The sequence below is a fragment of the Nocardioides agariphilus genome, from assembly GCF_015352445.1.
Lineage (GTDB): Bacteria > Actinomycetota > Actinomycetes > Propionibacteriales > Nocardioidaceae > Nocardioides > Nocardioides agariphilus.
Map to the genome: position 1 here is coordinate 29,327 of NZ_JADKPO010000010.1, position 18,430 is coordinate 47,756.

At 70.2% G+C, this 18,430-nt stretch carries 16 protein-coding genes; 5 read left to right on the forward strand and 11 right to left on the reverse strand.

What is annotated here, in order from left to right; translation table 11 throughout:
• Nucleotides 1-27: 27 nt before the first annotated feature.
• Genes zwf through tkt form a run of 4 tightly spaced genes read right to left on the reverse strand, consistent with a single transcriptional unit; the run spans nt 28 to nt 6,514 of the window.
• A complete protein-coding gene (gene zwf / locus ISU10_RS09090) occupies nt 28-1,575 on the reverse strand; it encodes a glucose-6-phosphate dehydrogenase (protein WP_194696069.1) in 1,548 nt (515 codons plus the stop codon).
• A complete protein-coding gene (locus ISU10_RS09095; RefSeq protein WP_370865044.1) occupies nt 1,572-3,263 on the reverse strand; it encodes a phosphoglucose isomerase-related protein in 1,692 nt (563 codons plus the stop codon). The genes zwf and ISU10_RS09095 overlap by 4 nt, the downstream gene beginning before the upstream one ends.
• On the reverse strand, nt 3,260-4,366 hold the full coding sequence (tal, locus tag ISU10_RS09100) for a transaldolase (protein ID WP_194696070.1): 1,107 nt from the start codon (nt 4,364-4,366) through the stop codon (nt 3,260-3,262). The genes ISU10_RS09095 and tal overlap by 4 nt, the downstream gene beginning before the upstream one ends.
• 24 nt (nt 4,367-4,390) lie before the next feature.
• Nucleotides 4,391-6,514 carry a transketolase gene (gene tkt / locus ISU10_RS09105; RefSeq protein WP_194696071.1) on the reverse strand — a complete coding sequence of 708 codons (2,124 nt, stop codon included), beginning with the start codon at nt 6,512-6,514 and terminating at the stop codon, nt 4,391-4,393.
• A gap of 151 nt (nt 6,515-6,665) precedes the next feature.
• Between tkt and ISU10_RS09110 the strand changes: the two genes are divergently transcribed.
• Nucleotides 6,666-7,622: a heme o synthase gene (locus ISU10_RS09110; protein ID WP_194696072.1), complete on the forward strand. Its 957-nt coding sequence runs from the start codon at nt 6,666-6,668 to the stop codon at nt 7,620-7,622.
• Here the strand turns inward: ISU10_RS09110 and ISU10_RS09115 are convergent.
• On the reverse strand, nt 7,619-9,106 hold the full coding sequence (locus ISU10_RS09115) for a hypothetical protein (protein WP_194696073.1): 1,488 nt from the start codon (nt 9,104-9,106) through the stop codon (nt 7,619-7,621). The genes ISU10_RS09110 and ISU10_RS09115 overlap by 4 nt on opposite strands.
• A 70-nt stretch (nt 9,107-9,176) precedes the next feature.
• Between ISU10_RS09115 and ISU10_RS09120 the strand changes: the two genes are divergently transcribed.
• Both ISU10_RS09120 and ISU10_RS09125 read left to right on the forward strand, forming a co-directional pair.
• Nucleotides 9,177-9,968, forward strand: coding sequence for a glycosyltransferase family 2 protein (locus ISU10_RS09120; protein ID WP_194696074.1), 792 nt, complete (start codon nt 9,177-9,179; stop codon nt 9,966-9,968).
• Between the two features lie 35 nt (nt 9,969-10,003).
• The gene (locus tag ISU10_RS09125) at nt 10,004-10,840 is read left to right on the forward strand and encodes a class I SAM-dependent methyltransferase (protein ID WP_194696075.1); all 837 of its coding nucleotides are present in this window, start codon (nt 10,004-10,006) and stop codon (nt 10,838-10,840) included.
• On the opposite strand, the gene ISU10_RS09130 is transcribed toward ISU10_RS09125, so the two are convergent.
• Genes ISU10_RS09130 through ISU10_RS09150 form a run of 5 tightly spaced genes read right to left on the reverse strand, consistent with a single transcriptional unit; the run spans nt 10,815 to nt 15,723 of the window.
• Nucleotides 10,815-11,690 carry a COX15/CtaA family protein gene (locus ISU10_RS09130; protein WP_194696076.1) on the reverse strand — a complete coding sequence of 292 codons (876 nt, stop codon included), beginning with the start codon at nt 11,688-11,690 and terminating at the stop codon, nt 10,815-10,817. The genes ISU10_RS09125 and ISU10_RS09130 overlap by 26 nt on opposite strands.
• Nucleotides 11,681-12,466 carry an ABC transporter permease gene (locus ISU10_RS09135; protein WP_194696077.1) on the reverse strand — a complete coding sequence of 262 codons (786 nt, stop codon included), beginning with the start codon at nt 12,464-12,466 and terminating at the stop codon, nt 11,681-11,683. The genes ISU10_RS09130 and ISU10_RS09135 overlap by 10 nt, the downstream gene beginning before the upstream one ends.
• Entirely contained in the window at nt 12,463-13,146 is a 684-nt protein-coding gene (locus ISU10_RS09140) for an ABC transporter ATP-binding protein (RefSeq protein ID WP_194696166.1), read from the reverse strand. Before ISU10_RS09140 ends, ISU10_RS09135 begins: the two co-directional genes overlap by 4 nt.
• Before the next feature lie 51 nt (nt 13,147-13,197).
• Nucleotides 13,198-13,356: a hypothetical protein gene (locus ISU10_RS09145; protein WP_194696078.1), complete on the reverse strand. Its 159-nt coding sequence runs from the start codon at nt 13,354-13,356 to the stop codon at nt 13,198-13,200.
• Nucleotides 13,357-13,368: 12 nt separating this feature from the next.
• A complete protein-coding gene (locus ISU10_RS09150) occupies nt 13,369-15,723 on the reverse strand; it encodes a xanthine dehydrogenase family protein molybdopterin-binding subunit (protein ID WP_194696079.1) in 2,355 nt (784 codons plus the stop codon).
• 95 nt (nt 15,724-15,818) lie between these two features.
• On the opposite strand from ISU10_RS09150, the gene ISU10_RS09155 reads away from it, so the two are divergent.
• Entirely contained in the window at nt 15,819-16,826 is a 1,008-nt protein-coding gene (locus tag ISU10_RS09155) for an ATP-binding cassette domain-containing protein (RefSeq protein ID WP_194696080.1), read from the forward strand.
• Nucleotides 16,823-17,671, forward strand: coding sequence for an ABC transporter permease (locus ISU10_RS09160; RefSeq protein WP_194696081.1), 849 nt, complete (start codon nt 16,823-16,825; stop codon nt 17,669-17,671). Before ISU10_RS09155 ends, ISU10_RS09160 begins: the two co-directional genes overlap by 4 nt.
• Nucleotides 17,672-17,713: 42 nt before the next feature.
• Here ISU10_RS09160 and ISU10_RS09165 read toward each other — a convergent pair whose 3' ends face one another.
• Nucleotides 17,714-18,361 carry a collagen-like protein gene (locus ISU10_RS09165; protein ID WP_194696082.1) on the reverse strand — a complete coding sequence of 216 codons (648 nt, stop codon included), beginning with the start codon at nt 18,359-18,361 and terminating at the stop codon, nt 17,714-17,716.
• Nucleotides 18,362-18,430 lie beyond the last annotated feature (69 nt).

The window sequence follows — 18,430 nt, forward strand, 5'->3', positions numbered from 1 at the left end:
GAACGGCTTCGTGGGGTGGGGTCATGGTCAGGGCCTCCTCCAGACGCGGCCGTCACGGCGCAGCATCGCATCGGCGGACTCCGGTCCCCAGCCACCGGAGGCGTACTGCTCGGGTCGATGACCCTTGCGCTGCCAGTAGTCGAGGATCGGGTCGAGGATCCGCCAGGACTGCTCCACCTCCTCGTGACGGGGGAACAACGGCGGGTCGCCCAGGAGCACGTCGAGGATCAGCCGCTCGTAGGCCTCCGGGCTGGCCTCGACGAACGAGCCGCCGTAGGCGAAGTCCATGTTGACGTCGCGGATCTCCATCTGGGTGCCGGGCACCTTGGCGCCGAACCGCATGGTGATGCCCTCGTCGGGCTGCACCCGGATGACGAGCGCGTTGTGGGTGAGTTCCTCGGTGGCGTTCGCGGAGAAGGGGAGGTGTGGGGCCGGCTTGAAGACGATGGCCACCTCGGTGACCCGCCGGCCCAGACGCTTGCCGGTGCGCAGGTAGAACGGCACGCCTGCCCACCTACGGTTGTCGATGTTGAGCTTGATGGCGGCGTACGTCTCAGTGGTCGACCGAGGTCTGATGGCCTCCTCCTGGAGGAAGCCCGGCACCTTCACGCCGCCAGACCATCCCTCGGCGTACTGGCCACGGGCCGTCGTCAGGTCGAGGCGGCGCGGCAAGGTGATGCTCTGGAGCACCTTGAGCTTCTCGGCGCGAAGGTTGGGCGCGTCGAAGGAGATCGGCTCCTCCATGGCCACCAGGGCCAGCAGCTGCAGCAGGTGGTTCTGGATGACGTCGCGGGCAGCACCGATGCCGTCGTAGTAGCCCGCGCGCCCCCCGATGCCGATGTCCTCGGCCATCGTGATCTGTACGTGGTCGACGTAGTTGGCGTTCCAGATCGGCTCGAACATCTCGTTGGCGAACCGCAGGGCCAAGATGTTCTGGACGGTCTCCTTGCCCAGGTAGTGGTCGATCCGGAAGATCGAGTCGGTCGGGAAGGCCTCCGACAGCGTCTTCTGCAGCTCCTTGGCTGACGCCAGGTCATGACCGAAGGGCTTCTCGATGACCACCCGTCGCCACGCGTCGGGCCGCTTGTCGACCATGTCGTGCTCCTTGAGCTGGTCGACGACCATGCCGAAGAAGCCCGGCGGGATGGCGAGGTAGAACGCGTGGTTGCCGCCGGTGCCGCGCACGACGTCGAGCTCGTCGAGGGTGCGCGCCAGGTTGGCGAAGGCGACATCGTCGTCGAAGTTGCCCGGCACGAACCGGAAGCCCTCGGCCAGCTGCTTCCAGACCTCCTCGCGGAACTCGGTGCGGGCGTGCTGCTTGACCGAGTCGTGCACGATCTTGGCGAAGTCCTGGTTGGCCCAGTCACGTCGCGCGAAGCCGACCAGGCTGAATCCCGGTGGCAGCAGACCGCGGTTGGCCAGGTCGTAGATCGCCGGCATCACCTTCTTGCGCGACAGGTCGCCGGTCACCCCGAACAGCACCATGCCGCACGGTCCGGCGATCCGAGGCAGTCTGCGGTCCTCGACGTCGCGCAGCGGGTTGGTCCACCCCACGACGTCCGGAGATGACGTCACTGGAGCGCCTGGCGTACGGCGTCGAGGTGCGCCGGGCTGTCCAGGTGCAGGCGCAGGACCGGCCGGCCCTTGTCGGCCAGCACCTGCCCGTCGCCCACGGCCTGGGCGATGAGGAACTCGTGGAAGGTGAAGGGCCGGTCTGGGACGGCGAGATCGCGCTCGGGGTGGCTGGTGATCTGCAGGTAGACGCCGGTCGACGGTCCGCCCTTGTGGTACTGGCCCGTGGAGTGGAGGAAGCGCGGCCCCCAGCCGAAGGTGACCGGGCGCTCGGTGGCGGCAGCGATGGTCGCGCGTACGTCGGCGAGGGCAGCGTCGCGGTGCCGGTCGAGGTAGGCCTGCACGGCGACGTAGCCATGGGCGTGATCGAGCCCCGCCAGCAGCTCGGTGATGGCGTCGTGGACGTTGCTGACCCCGTCGGAGAGCCAGCCGGGGGAGGCGTAGACCGTGATCGCCCCGTCGCTGAAGCGCGGCTGGGGCTGCGCACCGCCGCCGTCGAGGAGTCCGCGTGCAGCGGCCTTGGCGCTCTCGACGTCCGGTTGGTCGAACGGGTTGATGCCGATGATCGCGCCGCAGACCACGGTGGCGTGCTCCCACAGCAGCATCTGGGCACCCAGGGAGGCATCGACGCTCACGCCCCATCCCGACTTGGTGCGGACGTCGTCGAACAGCCAGCCGGGCCCGAAGCTCCCGAGCACCTCGTCGGCCGAGCTGGGCGAGAAGTTGGGGGCGGTCGCGGACTCCACGATCACCGGCAGCACGCCCTTGCCGTCCTTGCCCGTCGACTCGGCGATCAGCTGCTCGGCCCAGTCACCGAAGCCGCCGTAGGCCGCCTCGGCGTTGCACAGCACGAGCTTGTCGACCCCGGCCAGGTTGGCCACGCCCATCAGCGCTCCGAGACGGAGTCCGGGGTTGTCCACCGAGTCCTTCGCGAGCTCGCCACGGATCGACTCCGCCTCGGCGAGCAGTGCACCGATGTCGGCGCCGGCCAGCCCGCTGGGCACCAGCCCGAAGGCGGTCAGGGCCGAGAACCGGCCGCCGACGGTCGGATCCGCGCGGAAGATGCGGTAGCCGGCCTCGGAGGCGGACTGGTCGAGTGGTGATCCCGGGTCGGTGACCACGACGATCCGTTCGCGTGGGTCGATGCCCGCATCGGCGAAGGCCTTCTCGTAGGCCCGGCGCTGGCTGTCGGTCTCGACGGTGCCCCCCGACTTCGAGGACACCACCACGACGGTGTGGGCCAGGTCGTTGTCGATGGCCGCTCGCACGAAGTCGGGGTCGGAGGAGTCGAGGACGTCGAGGGCCACGCCAGCAGCCCCGCAGATGACCTCAGGCGCCAGGGATGAGCCGCCCATGCCGCAGAGCACGACCCTGGTCAGGCCCTTGCCGTGCAGCTCGTCGCGCAGAGCGGTGATCGCCTTGACGAGTGGCACCGACGTGTGTGACAGGTCGACCCAACCGAGCCGCTTGGCCGACTCCTCCTCCGCAGCCTGGCCCCACAGGGTGTGGTCCTTGGCGGCCAGCCGGCTCGCGAAGCGCATGTCGACGAGCTGTTGGACCTGCGCGGCGAAGGCAGCCTCGTCGCGGTATCCGAAGAACAGCTCGTAGTGAGCGCCATCTGCGTCGAGGGGGTCGCCAGCCACGGTGTTCCAGGCGGTGCCTGGCTGCGCTCCCGGGTCGCCGGCCGTCACCGCTCGGCCTTCTCGAGCTGCCCCTTGATGGTGTCGACCAGCTCCTGCCAGGACTTCTCGAACTTCTCGACGCCTTCCCTCTCGAGCACGGCGAGCACGTCGTCGAAGTCGATGCCCACGGACTCGAGTCGCGCGAAGACCTGCTCCGCCTCCTGGGCCTTGCCGGTGACAGCGTCGCCCTCGACCTCGCCGTGGTCGGCGAAGGCCTCCAGTGTCTTCTCGGGCATGGTGTTGACCGTGTCGGACACGACGAGGTCGGTGACGTACTTCGTGTCGGGGTAGCGCGCATCCTTGACCCCGGTCGAAGCCCACAGCGGGCGCTGCGCGTGGGCGCCCGCGACCGTCAGGGTCTGCCAGCGGTCGCCGGAGAAGACCTCCTGGAAGGCCGCGTAGGCCAGCCGCGCGTTGGCGACCGCGGCCTCGCCGCGCAGGGCGTCGGCCTCGGCGGTGCCGATGGCGTCGAGACGCTTGTCGACCTCGGTGTCGACGCGGGAGACGAAGAACGACGCGACCGAGTGGATGGTGGACAGGTCGATGCCGGCGTCCTTGGCGTCCTCGAGCCCGGCGAGGTAGGCGTCCATCACCTTGCGATAGCGCTCGAGGCTGAAGATCAGTGTGACGTTGACGCTGATGCCCTCGGCGGTCGCCCGCCGGATCGCGGGCAGACCCTCGTCGGTGGCCGGGATCTTGATGAGCACGTTCGGCCGGTCGACGGCCCGCCACAGGTCCTGGGCGGACTTCACGGTGCCCTCGGTGTCGTGGGCGAGGAAGGGGTCGACCTCGATCGAGACCCGGCCGTCCTTATGGTTCTCGTCGTAGGTGGGCCGCATGATGTCGCAGGCGTTGCGGACGTCCTCGGTGGTCAGCTCAAAGGTTGCCCGCGACACGTCGGCGCCCTCGGCTGCGAGCCGGCGGACCTGGTCGTCGTACCGCTCGCCGTCGGCCAGCGCCGTGGCGAAGATCGTCGGGTTGGTCGTGACACCCACCACGTGGCGGTCCTTGACCAGGTCGGTCAGGTTGCCGCTCTCGATGCGCTCGCGCGACAGGTCGTCGAGCCAGATGGAGACGCCGGCGCTACTGAGCGTCTGGAGTCGGTCGGTCATGGTGGTTCCTCCTGGTGTCGGGGGTCAGCTGGTGGCGACTCGGATGCTGTCCTCCGCGGCGTCCGCGACGGCTTGTGCCGTGACGCCGAACTCGCGGAAGATGCGGGCGAAGTCGGCCGAGGCGCCGTAGTGGTCGATCGAGACGATGCGGCCGTGGTCACCGACGACCTCGCGCCAGCCCTGGGCCACGCCGGCCTCGACCGAGACCCGGGCCTTCACGGTCGGCGGGATGACGGTCTCGCGATAGGACGCCTCCTGCTCGTCGAACCACTCGCGGCACGGCATCGAGACCACGCGGGCGCGGACGCCCTTCTCCGCGAGGATCGAGCGCGCCTCGACGGCGAGCTGGACCTCCGAACCGGTGCCGATGAGCACCACGTCTGGTGGCCCATCGCCGTCCTCTGTTCCTGGGGCGTCGATCAGGACGTATGCGCCCTTGGCGACGTCGCCGGTGTCATTGAAGCCGTCATCGCCGCGTGGGAATGTCGGGACGTTCTGCCGGGTGAGCGCCAGGCCGGCGGGTCGGTCGTTGTGCTCGAGGATCGCCTGCCAGCAGGCCGCGGTCTCGTTGGCGTCGGCCGGCCGGACCACGTCGAGGCCGGGAATGGCTCGCAGCGCGGCGAGGTGCTCGATCGGCTGGTGGGTCGGGCCGTCCTCGCCGAGGCCGATGGAGTCGTGGGTCCAGACGTAGGTGACCGGCAGCTGCATCAGCGCCGCCAGCCGGACGGCGCCTCGCATGTAGTCGGAGAACGTCAAGAACGTGCCGCCGAAGACGCGGGTGCCGCCATGGACGGCGATGCCGTTCATGATCGCGCCCATGGCGTGCTCGCGGATGCCGAAGTGGAGCACCCGGCCGGCGAGCGGGTCGGCCTTCCACAGCTTGGTCGAGCGGTCGCCCGGGATGAACGAGGGCGCCCCTTCGATGGTGGTGTTGTTGGACTCGGCCAGGTCGGCCGAGCCACCCCACAGCTCGGGGATCTCGCCGGCGATCGCGTTGATGACCGAGCCGCTGGCCTTGCGCGTGGCCATGCCTTTCTCGTCGGCCGGGAAGGTCGGCAGCTTGTCGGCCCAGCCACTCGGGAGGGTGCGCGTCTGCAGCCGCTCGTAGAGGTCGAGGTCAGCGGACGGCTTGCGCGCCCACGCGTCGAAGGCCGTCTGCCACTCGGCGCGCGCCGCCTGCCCGCGCGCCACCGCCTGGCGGGTGTGCTCGATGACAGCGGGAGGCACCTCGAAGCTCAGCTCCGGGTCCCAGCCGAGGATCTTCTTGGTGGCTGCCACCTCCTCGGGACCCAGGGCGTTGCCATGGGCCTTGAAGGTGTTCTGGAGGTTGGGAGCCGGCCAGCCGATGATCGTGCGCAGCTGGATGAAGCTCGGCTTGTCGGTGACCCGCTGCGCCTCGAGGATCGCGTCGTACAGGGCTGGGACGTCCTCGCGGTACTGCCCACCGCCATGCGTCCAGTCGACCGTCTGCACGTGCCAGCCGTAGGCCTCGTAGCGCTGGGCGACGTCCTCGTTGAAGGCGATGTCGGTGTTGTCCTCGATCGAGATCTTGTTGTCGTCGTAGATCAGGATCAGGTTGCCCAGCTGCTGGGTGCCGGCGATGGAGGAGGCCTCGCTGCTGACGCCCTCCTCGAGGTCACCGTCGGAGCAGAGGGCGTAGATGTAGTGGTCGAACAGCGAGTCGCCGAGGGCGACGTTGGGGTCGAGCAGGCCGTGCTCACGGCGGGCGGCCATCGCCATGCCGACCGCGTTGCCGACGCCTTGTCCCAGCGGGCCGGTGGTGGTCTCGACTCCGGCGGTGTGGCCGTACTCCGGGTGGCCGGGTGTCTTGCTGCCCCACGTGCGCAGGCTCTTGAGGTCCTCGAGCTCGAGGCCCCAGCCGCCGAGGTAGAGCTGGATGTAGAGGGTCACGCTCGAGTGGCCGCACGACAGCACGAACCGGTCGCGGCCCGGCCAGTGCGGGTCGGACGGGTCGTGGCGCATCACCTTCTGGAACAGAAGGTAAGCCGCGGGCGCCAGGCTCATGGCGGTGCCGGGGTGGCCGTTGCCGACCTTCTGCACCGAGTCCATGGCCAGCACCCGCACGGTGTCCACGGCCAGGTCGTCGGTCTCGCTCCACTCCAGATTCGCCACAGGCTTCCTCTCCATCTGTTGCAGTCATGTGGCCAGGTCATCGGCGGTGAGCCGCCCCTGGGGAGTACCCGCTCGGGCCTTTCCGAGCCTACTCATGCCCGGGTCTAGACTCGACCCCGCCGCTACCGTCCGAGATACCGCGTGATCCCCGCGCCCGAGGAGCCCCGTGACCCACGTCGAGCAGCCTGTCGAGGCTGCTGCCGGGCCGGCACCCGACGCGAGGAGCCAGCCGGCCACGTGGCGCGACATCGCGGCTGCCTACGTCGGTCTCACCAAGCCGAGGGTCATCGAGCTGCTGTTGCTGACCACGGTTCCGGTGATGTTCTTCGCCGCCCGTGGTGTGCCGCCCCTGGGCCTGGTCGTCGCCACGGTCGTCGGTGGCGCGTTGTCGGCCGGCTCGGCCTCCGCGCTCAACTGCGTCTACGACCGCGACATCGATGAGCAGATGCGCCGCACTCGCCGCCGGGCCCTGCCGCGCCACATCGTGTCTCCGGCTGCTGCGACGGTCTTCGGGATCACCCTCGGCGTGTTGGCCACCGTTGTGCTGCTGGTCTTTGTCAACGCGCTGTCCGCTGGCCTGGCGCTGCTGGCCGAGGCCTTCTACCTCATCGTCTACACCATGCTGCTCAAGCGCCGCACGACCCAGAACATCGTCTGGGGTGGGCTGGCCGGCTGCTTCCCGGCACTCATCGGTTGGACCGCAGTGACGGACTCGCTGTCGTGGGCGCCCGTCGTGCTGTTCTTGGTGGTGTTCCTCTGGACGCCGCCCCACACCTGGGCGCTCGCGCTGCGCTACCGCGAGGACTACGCCGGGGTCGACGTCCCGATGCTCCCGGTCGTCGCGCCGGCCGCCGAGGTCGGGCGCCAGATCGTCATCTACTCCGTGGCCATGGTCGCTGTCTCGCTCCTGCTCTGGCCGGTCGCTGCGACCGGCTGGCTCTACCCGGTGGCGGCCACGGTGCTCGGCGCTGTCTTCGTCGCCCAGGCCGTGCTGATGTGGCGGCGCTCGGTCGGCACCGAAGAGCTGTCCCGCATCCGGCCGATGGAGCTGTTCCACTCCTCCAACCTCTACCTCTCGCTGCTCTTCGTCGCGGTCGCCCTGGACCCACTGGTCACGCGCTAGCCGGTGCGGCACACCAGCACGCTCCACGAGGAGTAGAGCGTCTCGGCGCACTGGTCGCTGTACGCGCGGGCGTCGGGGGAGCCGCGTTCGAGCAGGGCACGCACGGCGGTCATCACCTGCACCGTGGGCGGGGAGGCGCCGGGCGTCGTGGACGGCGGCACGTCGGTGAGCACCTGGAACTCGGGGATGGTCCACCAACCCGCCATGGGCAGGCTCGGCGTGCCCGACTCCTCGATGACCCGCGCGGCCGCCCGCTGCTGCTCGAGCATGTCGTGGGAGTCGCTACCCACGGCGATGCGCACCCCGGAGTAGACGACCACGCCGACGAGCCCGACGCCGACCACCACGCAAGCAACCCGGGCGGTGCTGTCGCGGCCCCCTGCACGGAGCAGGACGCTGGTCACGACTGCCGCGAGCACCGGCAGGCAGAGCAGTGCCGTGGGCAGGCCCTGCCGCAGGCTCGGCTGGATCGACCGGAACAGCCACAGCAGCCCCAGGACGCAGCCGGCGCCGAACACGGCCGCTGCCAGCGCCACCTCGACGCGCTCCTGCGCGTCGCGAGCATGCGGCGCGACGCGGGCCCGGCGTCGCCGCAGCTCGACCACCGCAGCGAGGAGGCACGCACCGACCAGCAGCCAGATGCCAGGCCCGGACAGCAGCTCGGGGAACGTCTTGAGACGCGCGCCGGAGGCCCGAAAAGGGGGTGACTGGGCCTGCGAGGACACGAAGGCTCGCAGAGCCTCGATGTTGGCGGCGTAGCCGTCGCCCAGGACGTGGCGGCGGTAGAGCTCGAAGGCGGTTGTCGGCAGTGCCGCGGCCATGCCGACCAGCAACCAGCGTCCGAGGCGCAGGCGACGAGCAGCGACGTACTCGGCGATCAGCCACACCAGGCCGATGACCGCGGCGGCGGTCACGAAGCTGAGCTTGGTCTGGATCGCGAGCCCGGCGCACAAGCCGCCCAGCACCGCTACCGTCGTACGACGGTGCGCAAGCAGCACGGCCGCGGCCATCAGCAGGGCACACGCCGGCAGCTCACCGACGAACCGTCCCGGCACCAGCGACAGCGTGGTCAGGTCCCTGACCCCGACGACGAGCAGAAGCGGTGACGCGAGCGCTGCCAGGCCACCTACGTGACCGGCCAGTCGCCGTCCGAGGATCCACGAGGCCGCGAGGTAGAGGCAGAAGTAGGCAAGGGGCACAAGTCGGGTGACCGCGAGTGACCCGGTGAGGCCCCATGCCGCGGCGGCAGGCACCAGCAACGCCGGTCCGGTCGACACGAAGGGGTCGAACAGCAACAGGCCGGTGCCTTGCACCGACCCGTTCGAGGCGTAGCCACGACCCTCCGCGAGGTTGCGGACGACCTCGAGGTTGTAGGACTCGTCGAACTCCAGGCCGCTGCCCAGCTCGCGCCAGCAGAGGATGGCGTAGACGACGAGGAGCATCAGCGCGAAAGCCCTCGGCGCCGTGACGCGAGTGGCCGGCACTCGCGGAAGGCTACCAACCGGCCGTCGCCTCGATTGTCCTACGACAGCGGCGCGTGGGTACCTTGCCGTGGTGGTCGAAGTCGTCGTCGTGATGCCTGCCTACAACGAGGGGGCGGGCATCGCGGAGTTCCTCGAGGAGGTCTGCGCGGCCTTCGCCGACGTCGACTACGAGATCCTCGTCCAGGATGACGGCTCCACCGACGACACCGCGGCCCGCGTGGTCGAGCTGAGCCGGTCCGGCTTGCCGATCCGCCTGCTCGAGTCAGCGCGAAACCGCGGGCACGGCCCCTCGACGCTCGCCGTCCTGCGCGAGGGTGTCGCGACAGGGGCCCGACAGGTGGTCGCCGTCGACAGCGACGGACAGTTCCTCGGGGTTGACCTCGCCCGCTTGGCCCGCGTCGGCGCCGAGCACGACTACGACGTGGTCGAGGGAGTGCGGTCCGGTCGCAAGGAGCCCGTCTACCGCGCGATCGTCTCGGCCGGCACCCGGCTGCTGGTCTGGGCGCGTTGTCGCCGCCTGCCGCGCGACGCGAACACCCCGTTGAGGGTCTACCGGGCGGCCACGCTGAGCTGGCTGCTCGGGCAGGTACCGGAGTCCTCGCCGACGCCCAACCTCCACATCTGCGCGGTCACCCGGTCGAGCGGACTTCGTTACGCCGAGGTGCCGGTGGAGTGGCTGGTCCGGCGTGGTGGCCACACGGGATCGTCGGGGTTCGGCGCCCGACTCCTGCCCTCGGGCCGCTTCGTGGTCTTCGTGGCGCGTGCCCTGCGTCAATGGGCGCGCACTGCTACCTCCGCATCTCGCGCAAACCCGCCCGACGAGGCCGCCGCGGACGCGGTGGGCGTGTCGCGCACCGGCTAGAGCTCCACCCGTCTCTCACGAAAGGTCTCGGGACCGTGAGCATCCGAAGCACCGTGTTCGCAGCCGGCATCGCCGGCGGCGCGAGTCTCTCCCACGAGGACGACGCAGGCCCTCTCCAACCACTGGCCGTGCCGCATCCGGTGGACCGCTACGCCTACGTGCGCGAGAGCTGCCAGGGACGCAGGGTGCTCGACCTCAGCGCCTACGACGAGACGGAGGTCGACCGGCGGCAGGACGACTCGTGGCGCTGGCTGCACGCCGAGATCGCGGACGTGGCCCGCGACGTGCTCGGTGTCGACGCCTCCGAGAAGGTCCGCAAGACCGGTGGCATCGACACCGACCTGGGCACCCGGATCGTCTATGGGCGGGTCGAGGAGCTCGACGACATCGTGCAGGACTTCAAGCCCGACCTGGTCGTTGCCGGCGAGCTGATCGAGCACACCCACGACACCATCGGCTGGCTCAACGGCCTGGCCCACGCGGCACCGGGGACACGGCTGCTGGCCACGACGCCCAACACGACCTCGATCATCAACGTGGTCCTGGCCCTCCTGCGCCGAGAGAACGCCCATCCAGACCACATCCACGTCTACTCGTTCCGCACCCTGGTCACCCTCGCCGGGCGCATCCCGCTGCGCGAGGTGAGGATCACGCCGTACTACTACGACCCACACCTGTTCGTCAGCAGGCTCTCCGGCCGCGCGAAGCCGACCGTCGGGATGCTCAACCGGATCCTCCGACTGTTCCAGTACGTGTTCCCGCTGACGTCGTCCGGCCTCATCCTCGAGGGCACTCTGGGTGACCCGTCGGACGACCCGTCTCGCGTTCAGTCGGACGAGGGAGAGGTCAACCGAGGGGCTCTCGCAGGCTGACCAGCACCCAGGTCACCGCTGCCGACACGAGTGCGGCACCGAGCATGTGGAACCCGACCAGCACGATCGGCAGGTCGGTGAAGTACTGGACGAAGCCGATGGCGCCCTGCGCGAGGATCACTCCCACCAGGACGTGCAGCGGTCGTGCGGTCGCTCCCGAGGCCCGCACGGCGAAGTACAGCCCGACGGTCAGGCCGAGGAACAAGAACACCGAGTCGGCGTGCAGCTGGCTGACCTGGAGCGGGTCGAGCCCGTTGCGAGGGGCCTTCTCGTCGCCTGCGTGAGGGCCCGAGCCGGTCACCACCGTGCCGAGGTAGAGCACCACCCACGCCGATGCGAACGTCACCCAGGCCAGCGTGACCACCGCACCCCGTGCGACAGGTCTCGGATCGGGTGTGGCCAGCCGGTGCAAGAAGAGGACTGCCAGCCCGATGATGGCCAGCGAGCAGAGCAGGTGGAAGGACACCACCCACGGGTTCAGGTGGGTGCGCACCGTGATGCCGCCGATCACCGCCTGGGCGGGGATGCCCAGGGCCAGCACCAGGGCGATCATGCGGACGTCACGGCGTCGGCTGGCCCAGGCAGCCAGGAGCGTCGCGACAGCGACCGCGACGAGCACGAACGTCAGCATCCGGTTGCCGAACTCGATCGCGGAGTGCAGGTCGAGCTCGCGGTGGGGCGTGAACGACGAGTCGGTGCAGCGGGGCCAGGTAGGGCAGCCGAGGCCGGAGTCGGTCAGTCGGACCGCTCCGCCCGTCACGACCAGCACCACGTTGGCGACCAGCGTCGCCCACGCGAACAGGCGCACTCGCGGAGCCAGCGCCGCGATGATCGCCCCGATCACTCCCACTTGAACGTCCGGGCTGTCAGGAGCCCTGCGGCCGCAGCCCAGAGAAACAGGCAGACCAGGGCCCGTCCGTCGAGGGCACCGTCGAGGAACGCCCGGCGCACGGCGTCGCCCAACGCCCCGGAGGGTAGCCACCGGGCCACCTCGCCGAACCCGCCGTAGGACGAGCTCGGCAGGACGACGGCGCCCCCGGCGAGCAGCAACAAGTAGATGAGGTTGGCCGCCGCCAACGTCGCCTCGGCTCTCAGCGTGCCGGCAAGCAGGAGTCCCAGGGACACGAACGCGGCCGTCCCGGCCACGGCGGCCAGCACGAACGCGAGCACGCCGACCACCCCCGGCGTGGGCGACCAGCCCAGGAGGAGGGCCACGCACGAGAGCACCACCACCTGGATCGCCTCGACCACGAGCAGCGCGACCACCTTGGCGGCGAGCAGGCCGGCGCGTGGCAGGGGAGTGGCGCCCAGGCGCTTCAAGACGCCGTAGCGGCGCTCGAACCCGGTGGCGATCGCGACAGACGTGAAGGACGTCGACAAGATGGCCAGCGCCAGCACGCCCGGGGTCAGCTCGTCGACGGCTCGGTGGGCCAGGTCGAGCCCGATCCGGTCGGCGCCGACGACTCCCGCGACCAGCACCAGCACGGGGATCACCACGGCGAGCAGCAGCTGCTCACCGTTGCGCAGCAGCAGGCGCAGCTCCATCGCCGCCTGGGCCCTGACTTGGGTCGCGAGCGGTGCCGCACCCGGTGCGGGGGAGAGGTCCAAGTGACCGGCCAGGCTCATGCGAGGGGCCTCCCGGTGTTGTCGAGGAAGACATCCTCCAGCCGGCGTACGCCGTTGCCGGTGAGCTCGGCAGGCGTGCCGCTCACGACCAGCCGTCCGCGGTCGATGATGTGGACGCGGTCGGCCAGTCGCTCGGCCTCCTCGATGTAGTGGGTCGTCAGCACCACGGTGACCCCGGACGTCCGCAGCTCGCGGAGCAGGTCCCAGGTGGTGCGTCGGGCCTGCGGGTCCAAGCCGGCGGTCGGCTCGTCGACGAAGACCAGCTCCGGGCGGCCGACGACGGCCATGGCCAGGCCGAGGCGCTGCTGCTGGCCTCCCGAGAGCCGTCGGTAAGGGGTCTTCCCGCAGTCACCGAGCCCGAGTCGCTCTCCGAGGAGGTCGACGTCCAGCGGATGGGAGTGCAGGGCCGCCACGTGGCGCAGCATCTCCATGGCGTGCACCCCGCTCCACGCGCCGCCTTGCTGGAGCATCACCCCGATCCGGGGGAGCAGCTCGCGACGCTGGGTGACCGGGTCGAGACCGAGCACGCGGACCGAACCGGCCTGTGGGCGTCGGTAGCCCTCGCAGGTCTCCAGCGTCGTGGTCTTGCCGGCTCCGTTGGGACCGAGGACCGCGGTGATCGTGCCTGTGTCGATGGTCAGGTCGAGCCCGTCGACGGCCGTCACGGCGCCGTAGCGCATCGCGAGCCCGCGGACGTCGACGGCAGGAGAAGGCGCGGGCACGCCCGAAGTCTAGGAAGGCACCCCCGAGGCGGCCGACGCGGCCACGATCTCGGCGTCCTCGCCGACCCCGAACAGCAACGATGACGCGCGCTTGCGCACGAAGTGCACGCCGCAGAGGAAGCGACGCTCACGCCGCAGATGGGACTCCTGCCACGACCGGGTGGCCACGGCCCGGGGGCCTCAGGCCTCGACGTACGCCGGCTCGTCGTCGCCTGCAGGATCCTCGCCGAACACCTCGGGCGGCTCCCGCCACAGGGGAGGCGCCAGCCCGTTGATGGCGCGCCAGACCCGCTCGGGCGTGCAGGGCAGGTCGACGTGGCGCACACCGAGGTGGCTCAGCGCGTCGACGACGGCGTTCTGCACGGCCGGCGTCGCCCCGATCGTCGCGGACTCGCCGATGCCCTTGGCGCCGAGTGGGTTGACCGGCGTGGGCGTCTCGGTGTTGCTGGTCTCCATCGTGATGGCATCGGCCGCCGTCGGGAGCACGTAGTCGGCGAACGTCGAGGTCAGCGGCGTGCCGTGGTCGTCGTAGACCATCGCCTCCCACAGGGCTTGGGAGATGCCCTGCACGGCGCCGCCGTGCTGCTGGCCGGCGACGAGGAGGGGGTTGAGGATGCGGCCGCAGTCGTCGACCGCGATGTGCCGCAGGGTCACCACCAGGCCGGTGTCGAGGTCCACCTCGACCACCGACACGTGCGCACCGAAGGGGTACGTCGCGCTCGGAAGCCGGTAGTCGGTGGCGACCGTCAGCCCGCCCTCGTGCTCGTGGGCATAGGCGGCCAGCTGCTGCCAGGTGACGCCGGCGCCGGGCACGCCGGCGACCGTGAACTCGCCGTCGTCGAGCACGACGTCCGCGGGCGCCGCCTCGAGCATGCGCGCTGCCAGCTCGAGCGCCTTCTCGCGGAGCTCCTCGGCTGCCTTGGCGACGGCGTTGCCGCCCAGCTGCAGCGATCGTGAGCCGCCAGTGCCGCCGCCAGTCGGGATCAGCGCGGTGTCGGACTGCTCGTAGGTGATCGCCGAGAGCGGGATGCCCAGCCTGTCGGCGGCGAGCATCGAGAAGCTGGTGGCGTGGCCCTGTCCGTGCGCCGAGGTGCCGGACCTGACGGTGGCGGTGCCGTCGGCGTGCACCACGACCTGGCCGTACTCGGTGCCGCCGAACCCGGTGATCTCGACGTACGTCGCCAAGCCGATGCCGAGTACCTTGCGCTCTCCCGCGTCGAGGCGTCGCTGCTGCTCCTCGCGCAGCTTGCCGACATCGGCGACGCGGAGGGCCTCGGAGAGCACGAGGTCGTAGTCGCCCACGTCGTAGGTCGCGCCCGTGCGGGTCTCGTAGGGAAAAGCGTCGCGCCCGATGAAGTTGCGCCGGCGGATCTCCTCGGGGGCGATGCCCAGCTCGTCGGCCGCGACGTCGATGAGGCGCTCGATGCAGGCGGCGGCCTCCGGACGGCCGGCCCCCCTGAACGCCCCCACGGGCGAGGTGTTGGTGAGCACGCCGACGCCGTCGAAGCGCAGCTCGGGGATGTCGTAGACGCCTTGGGCCATCCGGTAGGTCGGACCGACCGCCAGCGCGCCGCCGAACCCGGCGTAGGCGCCGCAGTCGCCGAGCACGCGGATCCGAAGCCCCACGATGCGGCCTTCGCTGGTCAGCCCGAGCTCGGCGTACTGGACCTGCCCACGGCCGTGCATGGAGAGCATCGCCTCGCTGCGGGTCTCGGTCCACTTGACCTGGCGGCCGAGCTTCACCGCGGCGAGCGCGACGGCCGCGTGGTCGGTGCCGATGCCCGCCTTGCCGCCGAAGGCGCCGCCCACGTGGGGTGCGACGACGCGCACGGCCTCCTTGTCGAGGCCGAGCGCGTCGGCCAGCAGGTCGCGCGACATGTGGGGGTGCTGGGTGGAGACCCAGGCCGTGACCTGCTCGGGCCCCTCCTCTCGAGGCGTCGGGTCGACGAGGATCGCGTGGCCCTCGATGGGCGCCACCGCGATGCGCTGGTTGACCATCCGCACGCGCACGACGTGGTCGGCGGTGACGAACGGGTCCGAGCGGTCCTTGTCCTGGCGGCGGATGGCGACGTTGGTGCCGAGGTCCTCGAACTGCAGCGGTGCGCCCGGGGCCACCGCGGCCTCGAGGTCGGTGACGGCCGGCAGGTCGTCGTAGTCGACGTCGACGAGCTCGGCGGCGTCGACGGCCTGAGCCCGGGTCTCGGCGACCACCAGGGCGACGGCTTCGCCGACGAAGCGCACTTTGGCGGTCGCGAGGGCGCCCCGCGGACAGTCCTCTTTCACGTCGGCGAACGACTTCAGCGGCCCGTCACCGAGGTCGGCGGCGACGTAGACCGCGAGCACGCCGGGTGCTCGCAGAGCCTCGGTGGTGTCGATCCCCGTGATCGTGGCGTGGGCGTAGGGGCTGCGCACGAAGATCGCGTGGGTCAGGCCCGGTCTGCGGTCGTTGTCGACGAACGTGCCTCGGCCCAGCAGCAGCTCGCGGTCTTCGACGCGGCGGACCTGGGTGCCCAACAACGACGTTCCACCTGGCATACGCGTCAGCCTACGGCCGGAGCGGAGGCGGCCTCCGTACGGGCGGGCCGCACGTCGTTGGGCCGGTGTCGGCGCAGCCGCATACCCTCCTGCAGGTGAGCTCGCGACCGGCCATCGAGGCCGACAACCTCGTCAAGCGCTTCGGCGACACCCTGGCTGTCGACGGCGTCAGCCTGTCGGTGCCGGAGGGCAGCGTTCTGGGCCTGCTCGGCCCCAACGGCGCAGGCAAGACCACGACCGTGCGGATGATGACCACGCTCACCACGCCCACCAGCGGCACCGCGCGCGTCGCGGGCTACGACGTGATCGAGCAGCCCGACATGGTCCGCAAGAGCATGGGTCTGACGGGCCAGGCGGCGACGGTCGACGAGCTGCTGACCGGCCGGGAGAACCTCCATCTCATCGGCTCCCTCTACGGCCTGACCTCCGTCTACGTGCGCCAGGCTGCCGGCGACCTGTTGGAGCGGTTCTCGCTCAGCGACGCGGGCGACCGCGTCGTCAAGACCTACTCCGGCGGCATGCGGCGTCGTCTCGACCTGGCGGTGAGCCTGATCGCGACGCCCCCGGTGCTGTTCCTCGACGAGCCGACCACCGGCCTCGACCCGCGCAGTCGCGTCGAGCTGTGGGACGTGCTGCGCGGCCTGGTCAGCGACGGCACGACGCTGCTGCTGACGACCCAATACCTCGAGGAGGCCGACCAGCTGGCCGATCGCATCGCGGTCATCGACCGGGGCCACGTCATCGCCGAGGGCACGCCGTTGGAGCTCAAGGACCAGTCCGGCAAGGCCGCCCTCGTCGTCACCGTCTCCCACGCCGACGACCTCGGCGAGGCCGAGAGGCTGCTGCGCACCCTGGTCGAGGAGGTGCACGTGGAGGCCAACGCCCGGCAGCTGACTGCTCCGGCCAACGGGCTCGCCGACGTCACGCGCATCGCCGGCGCCTTCGACGGCTCCGGCATCGAGCTCGACGACCTCGGCCTGAAGCGGCCCAGCCTCGACGACGTGTTCCTCCACCTCACCGGCCATCGTGCCGAGGAGGCCGCAGAGCCTCCTGACGACGGCCGGGCCGACGACGCCGACAACCTCAGTGGGGTCTCCACATGACGACCACCCAGTCCCAGAGCATCTCGCGACCCGAGATCCGCGACACCGGACTGCTCCGCCAGTCCCTGGTCATCACCCGTCGCAACCTGATCCACATCAAGCGGATGCCCGAGATGCTGCTCGACGTGACCATCCAGCCGGTCATGTTCGTGCTGCTGTTCGCGTTCGTGTTCGGCGGCTCCATCGCCATCAGCGGCGGCGACCCTCGCGAATACCGCGACTGGCTGATGGCCGGCATCATGAGCCAGACCATCGCCTTCGCCTCCTTCATCGTCGCGGTCGGCCTCACCGCCGATATCGACAAGGGCATCGTCGATCGGCTCCGGTCGCTGCCGATCCACCCGGCTGCGGTCCTGGTGGGCCGCAGCATCTCCAGCCTGCTCCACTCCAGCATCGGCATCGTGATCATGTCGCTGACCGGACTCACGATCGGCTGGCGCATCCACGACGGCTTCTTCGAGGCCGTGCTCGCCTACGTGCTGCTGCTGGCCTGGGGCTTCGCGATGATCTGGGTGGGCATCCTGGTCGGCTCGTCGATGCGGTCGGTCGAGGCGGTCAACGGGCTGATGTTCGCCACGATGTTCCCCATCACCTTCTTGGCCAACACCTTCGCCCCCGCCGAGAACATGCCGACGGTGTTGCGGTGGTTCGCCGAGTGGAACCCCATCTCCTCGCTGGTGCTGGCCGTGCGTGAGCTGTGGGGGACCCCGCTGCCCCCCGCCAAGCACGAGCTGGCACTACCCCTCCAGCACCCCGTGCTGTCGACGATCATCTGGGTCGTCGTCATCACGGCGGTGTGCGCGCCGCTGGCGCTGCGCGCGTTCCGGCGGCGCACCCAGGGGTGAGCGTGAGGGGGGCCAGTCGGGCAGCGCCTTGAGGGTGAAGGGCTATTCCTCGATCTTGGTGGTCGAGTCGACGCTTGTCGCCATCATGCTGCGGTTGTCCAACGCGGTGTCCTGTCCGCGGCAGAGCAGCGAGACGACGGTGGGCTCCTCGACCGTGATGACTCCCTGCGTCACCAGCATGTTGCGGCGGGAGGTCTCATCTTGGTCTGTGCTGGAGATGTCCACCGTGATCAGGTCCGGTCCCTGGGTGTAGACCAGATCGCAGTCGAGGTAGGACTCGAGGCTCGTGGTGCCGTAGTCGGTCGCCTGCACCTTGGCGCTGAGGGCGTAGGACCCGGCGTCCAGTGGCAGATCGAGCACGCTCTCGGCGGTGCCTTCCGGTGCTGTGGTGGACCCGCTGATGGTGGCCGAGAAGGCCCGGGCCGTGCCCCTCGGACCTGCCGGACCGACCTCACCCTGGTCGCCCTGCGGGCCGGTGGGGCCGACGTCGCCCTTGAGGCCGTCGCGGGCGGTGGCCGAGAAGTCCTGCAGTTGCAGGTTGTTGTCCTTGATGTCGGCAGTCGTCACCGTGCCGTCGGCGATGCTGTCGCCGGTGACCTTGGCGGCGGCATAGGACGTCCCGCCCAGGGCGATGACCAGGGCCAGGGTCGAGGTGACGACCGAGTAGCGGTTGCCGTTGATGATGCGCATGAGTTACCCCCAAGTAGTGATGTCGCGCGGACCTTAAGGTGGGCAAGGACCGTCGACGCAGCGAAGTGG

What these genes read in the sequence shown, in the direction of transcription:
- ISU10_RS09135 (WP_194696077.1), bottom strand. Translation starts at nt 12,466, where the DNA reads ATGAGCCTGGCCGGTCACTTGGACCTCTCCCCCGCACCGGGTGCGGCA.
- ISU10_RS09165 (WP_194696082.1), bottom strand. Translation starts at nt 18,361, where the DNA reads ATGCGCATCATCAACGGCAACCGCTACTCGGTCGTCACCTCGACCCTG.
- ISU10_RS09160 (WP_194696081.1), top strand. Translation starts at nt 16,823, where the DNA reads ATGACGACCACCCAGTCCCAGAGCATCTCGCGACCCGAGATCCGCGAC.
- ISU10_RS09150 (WP_194696079.1), bottom strand. Translation starts at nt 15,723, where the DNA reads ATGCCAGGTGGAACGTCGTTGTTGGGCACCCAGGTCCGCCGCGTCGAA.
- tal (WP_194696070.1), bottom strand. Translation starts at nt 4,366, where the DNA reads ATGACCGACCGACTCCAGACGCTCAGTAGCGCCGGCGTCTCCATCTGG.
- tkt (WP_194696071.1), bottom strand. Translation starts at nt 6,514, where the DNA reads ATGGAGAGGAAGCCTGTGGCGAATCTGGAGTGGAGCGAGACCGACGAC.
- ISU10_RS09140 (WP_194696166.1), bottom strand. Translation starts at nt 13,146, where the DNA reads ATGCGCTACGGCGCCGTGACGGCCGTCGACGGGCTCGACCTGACCATC.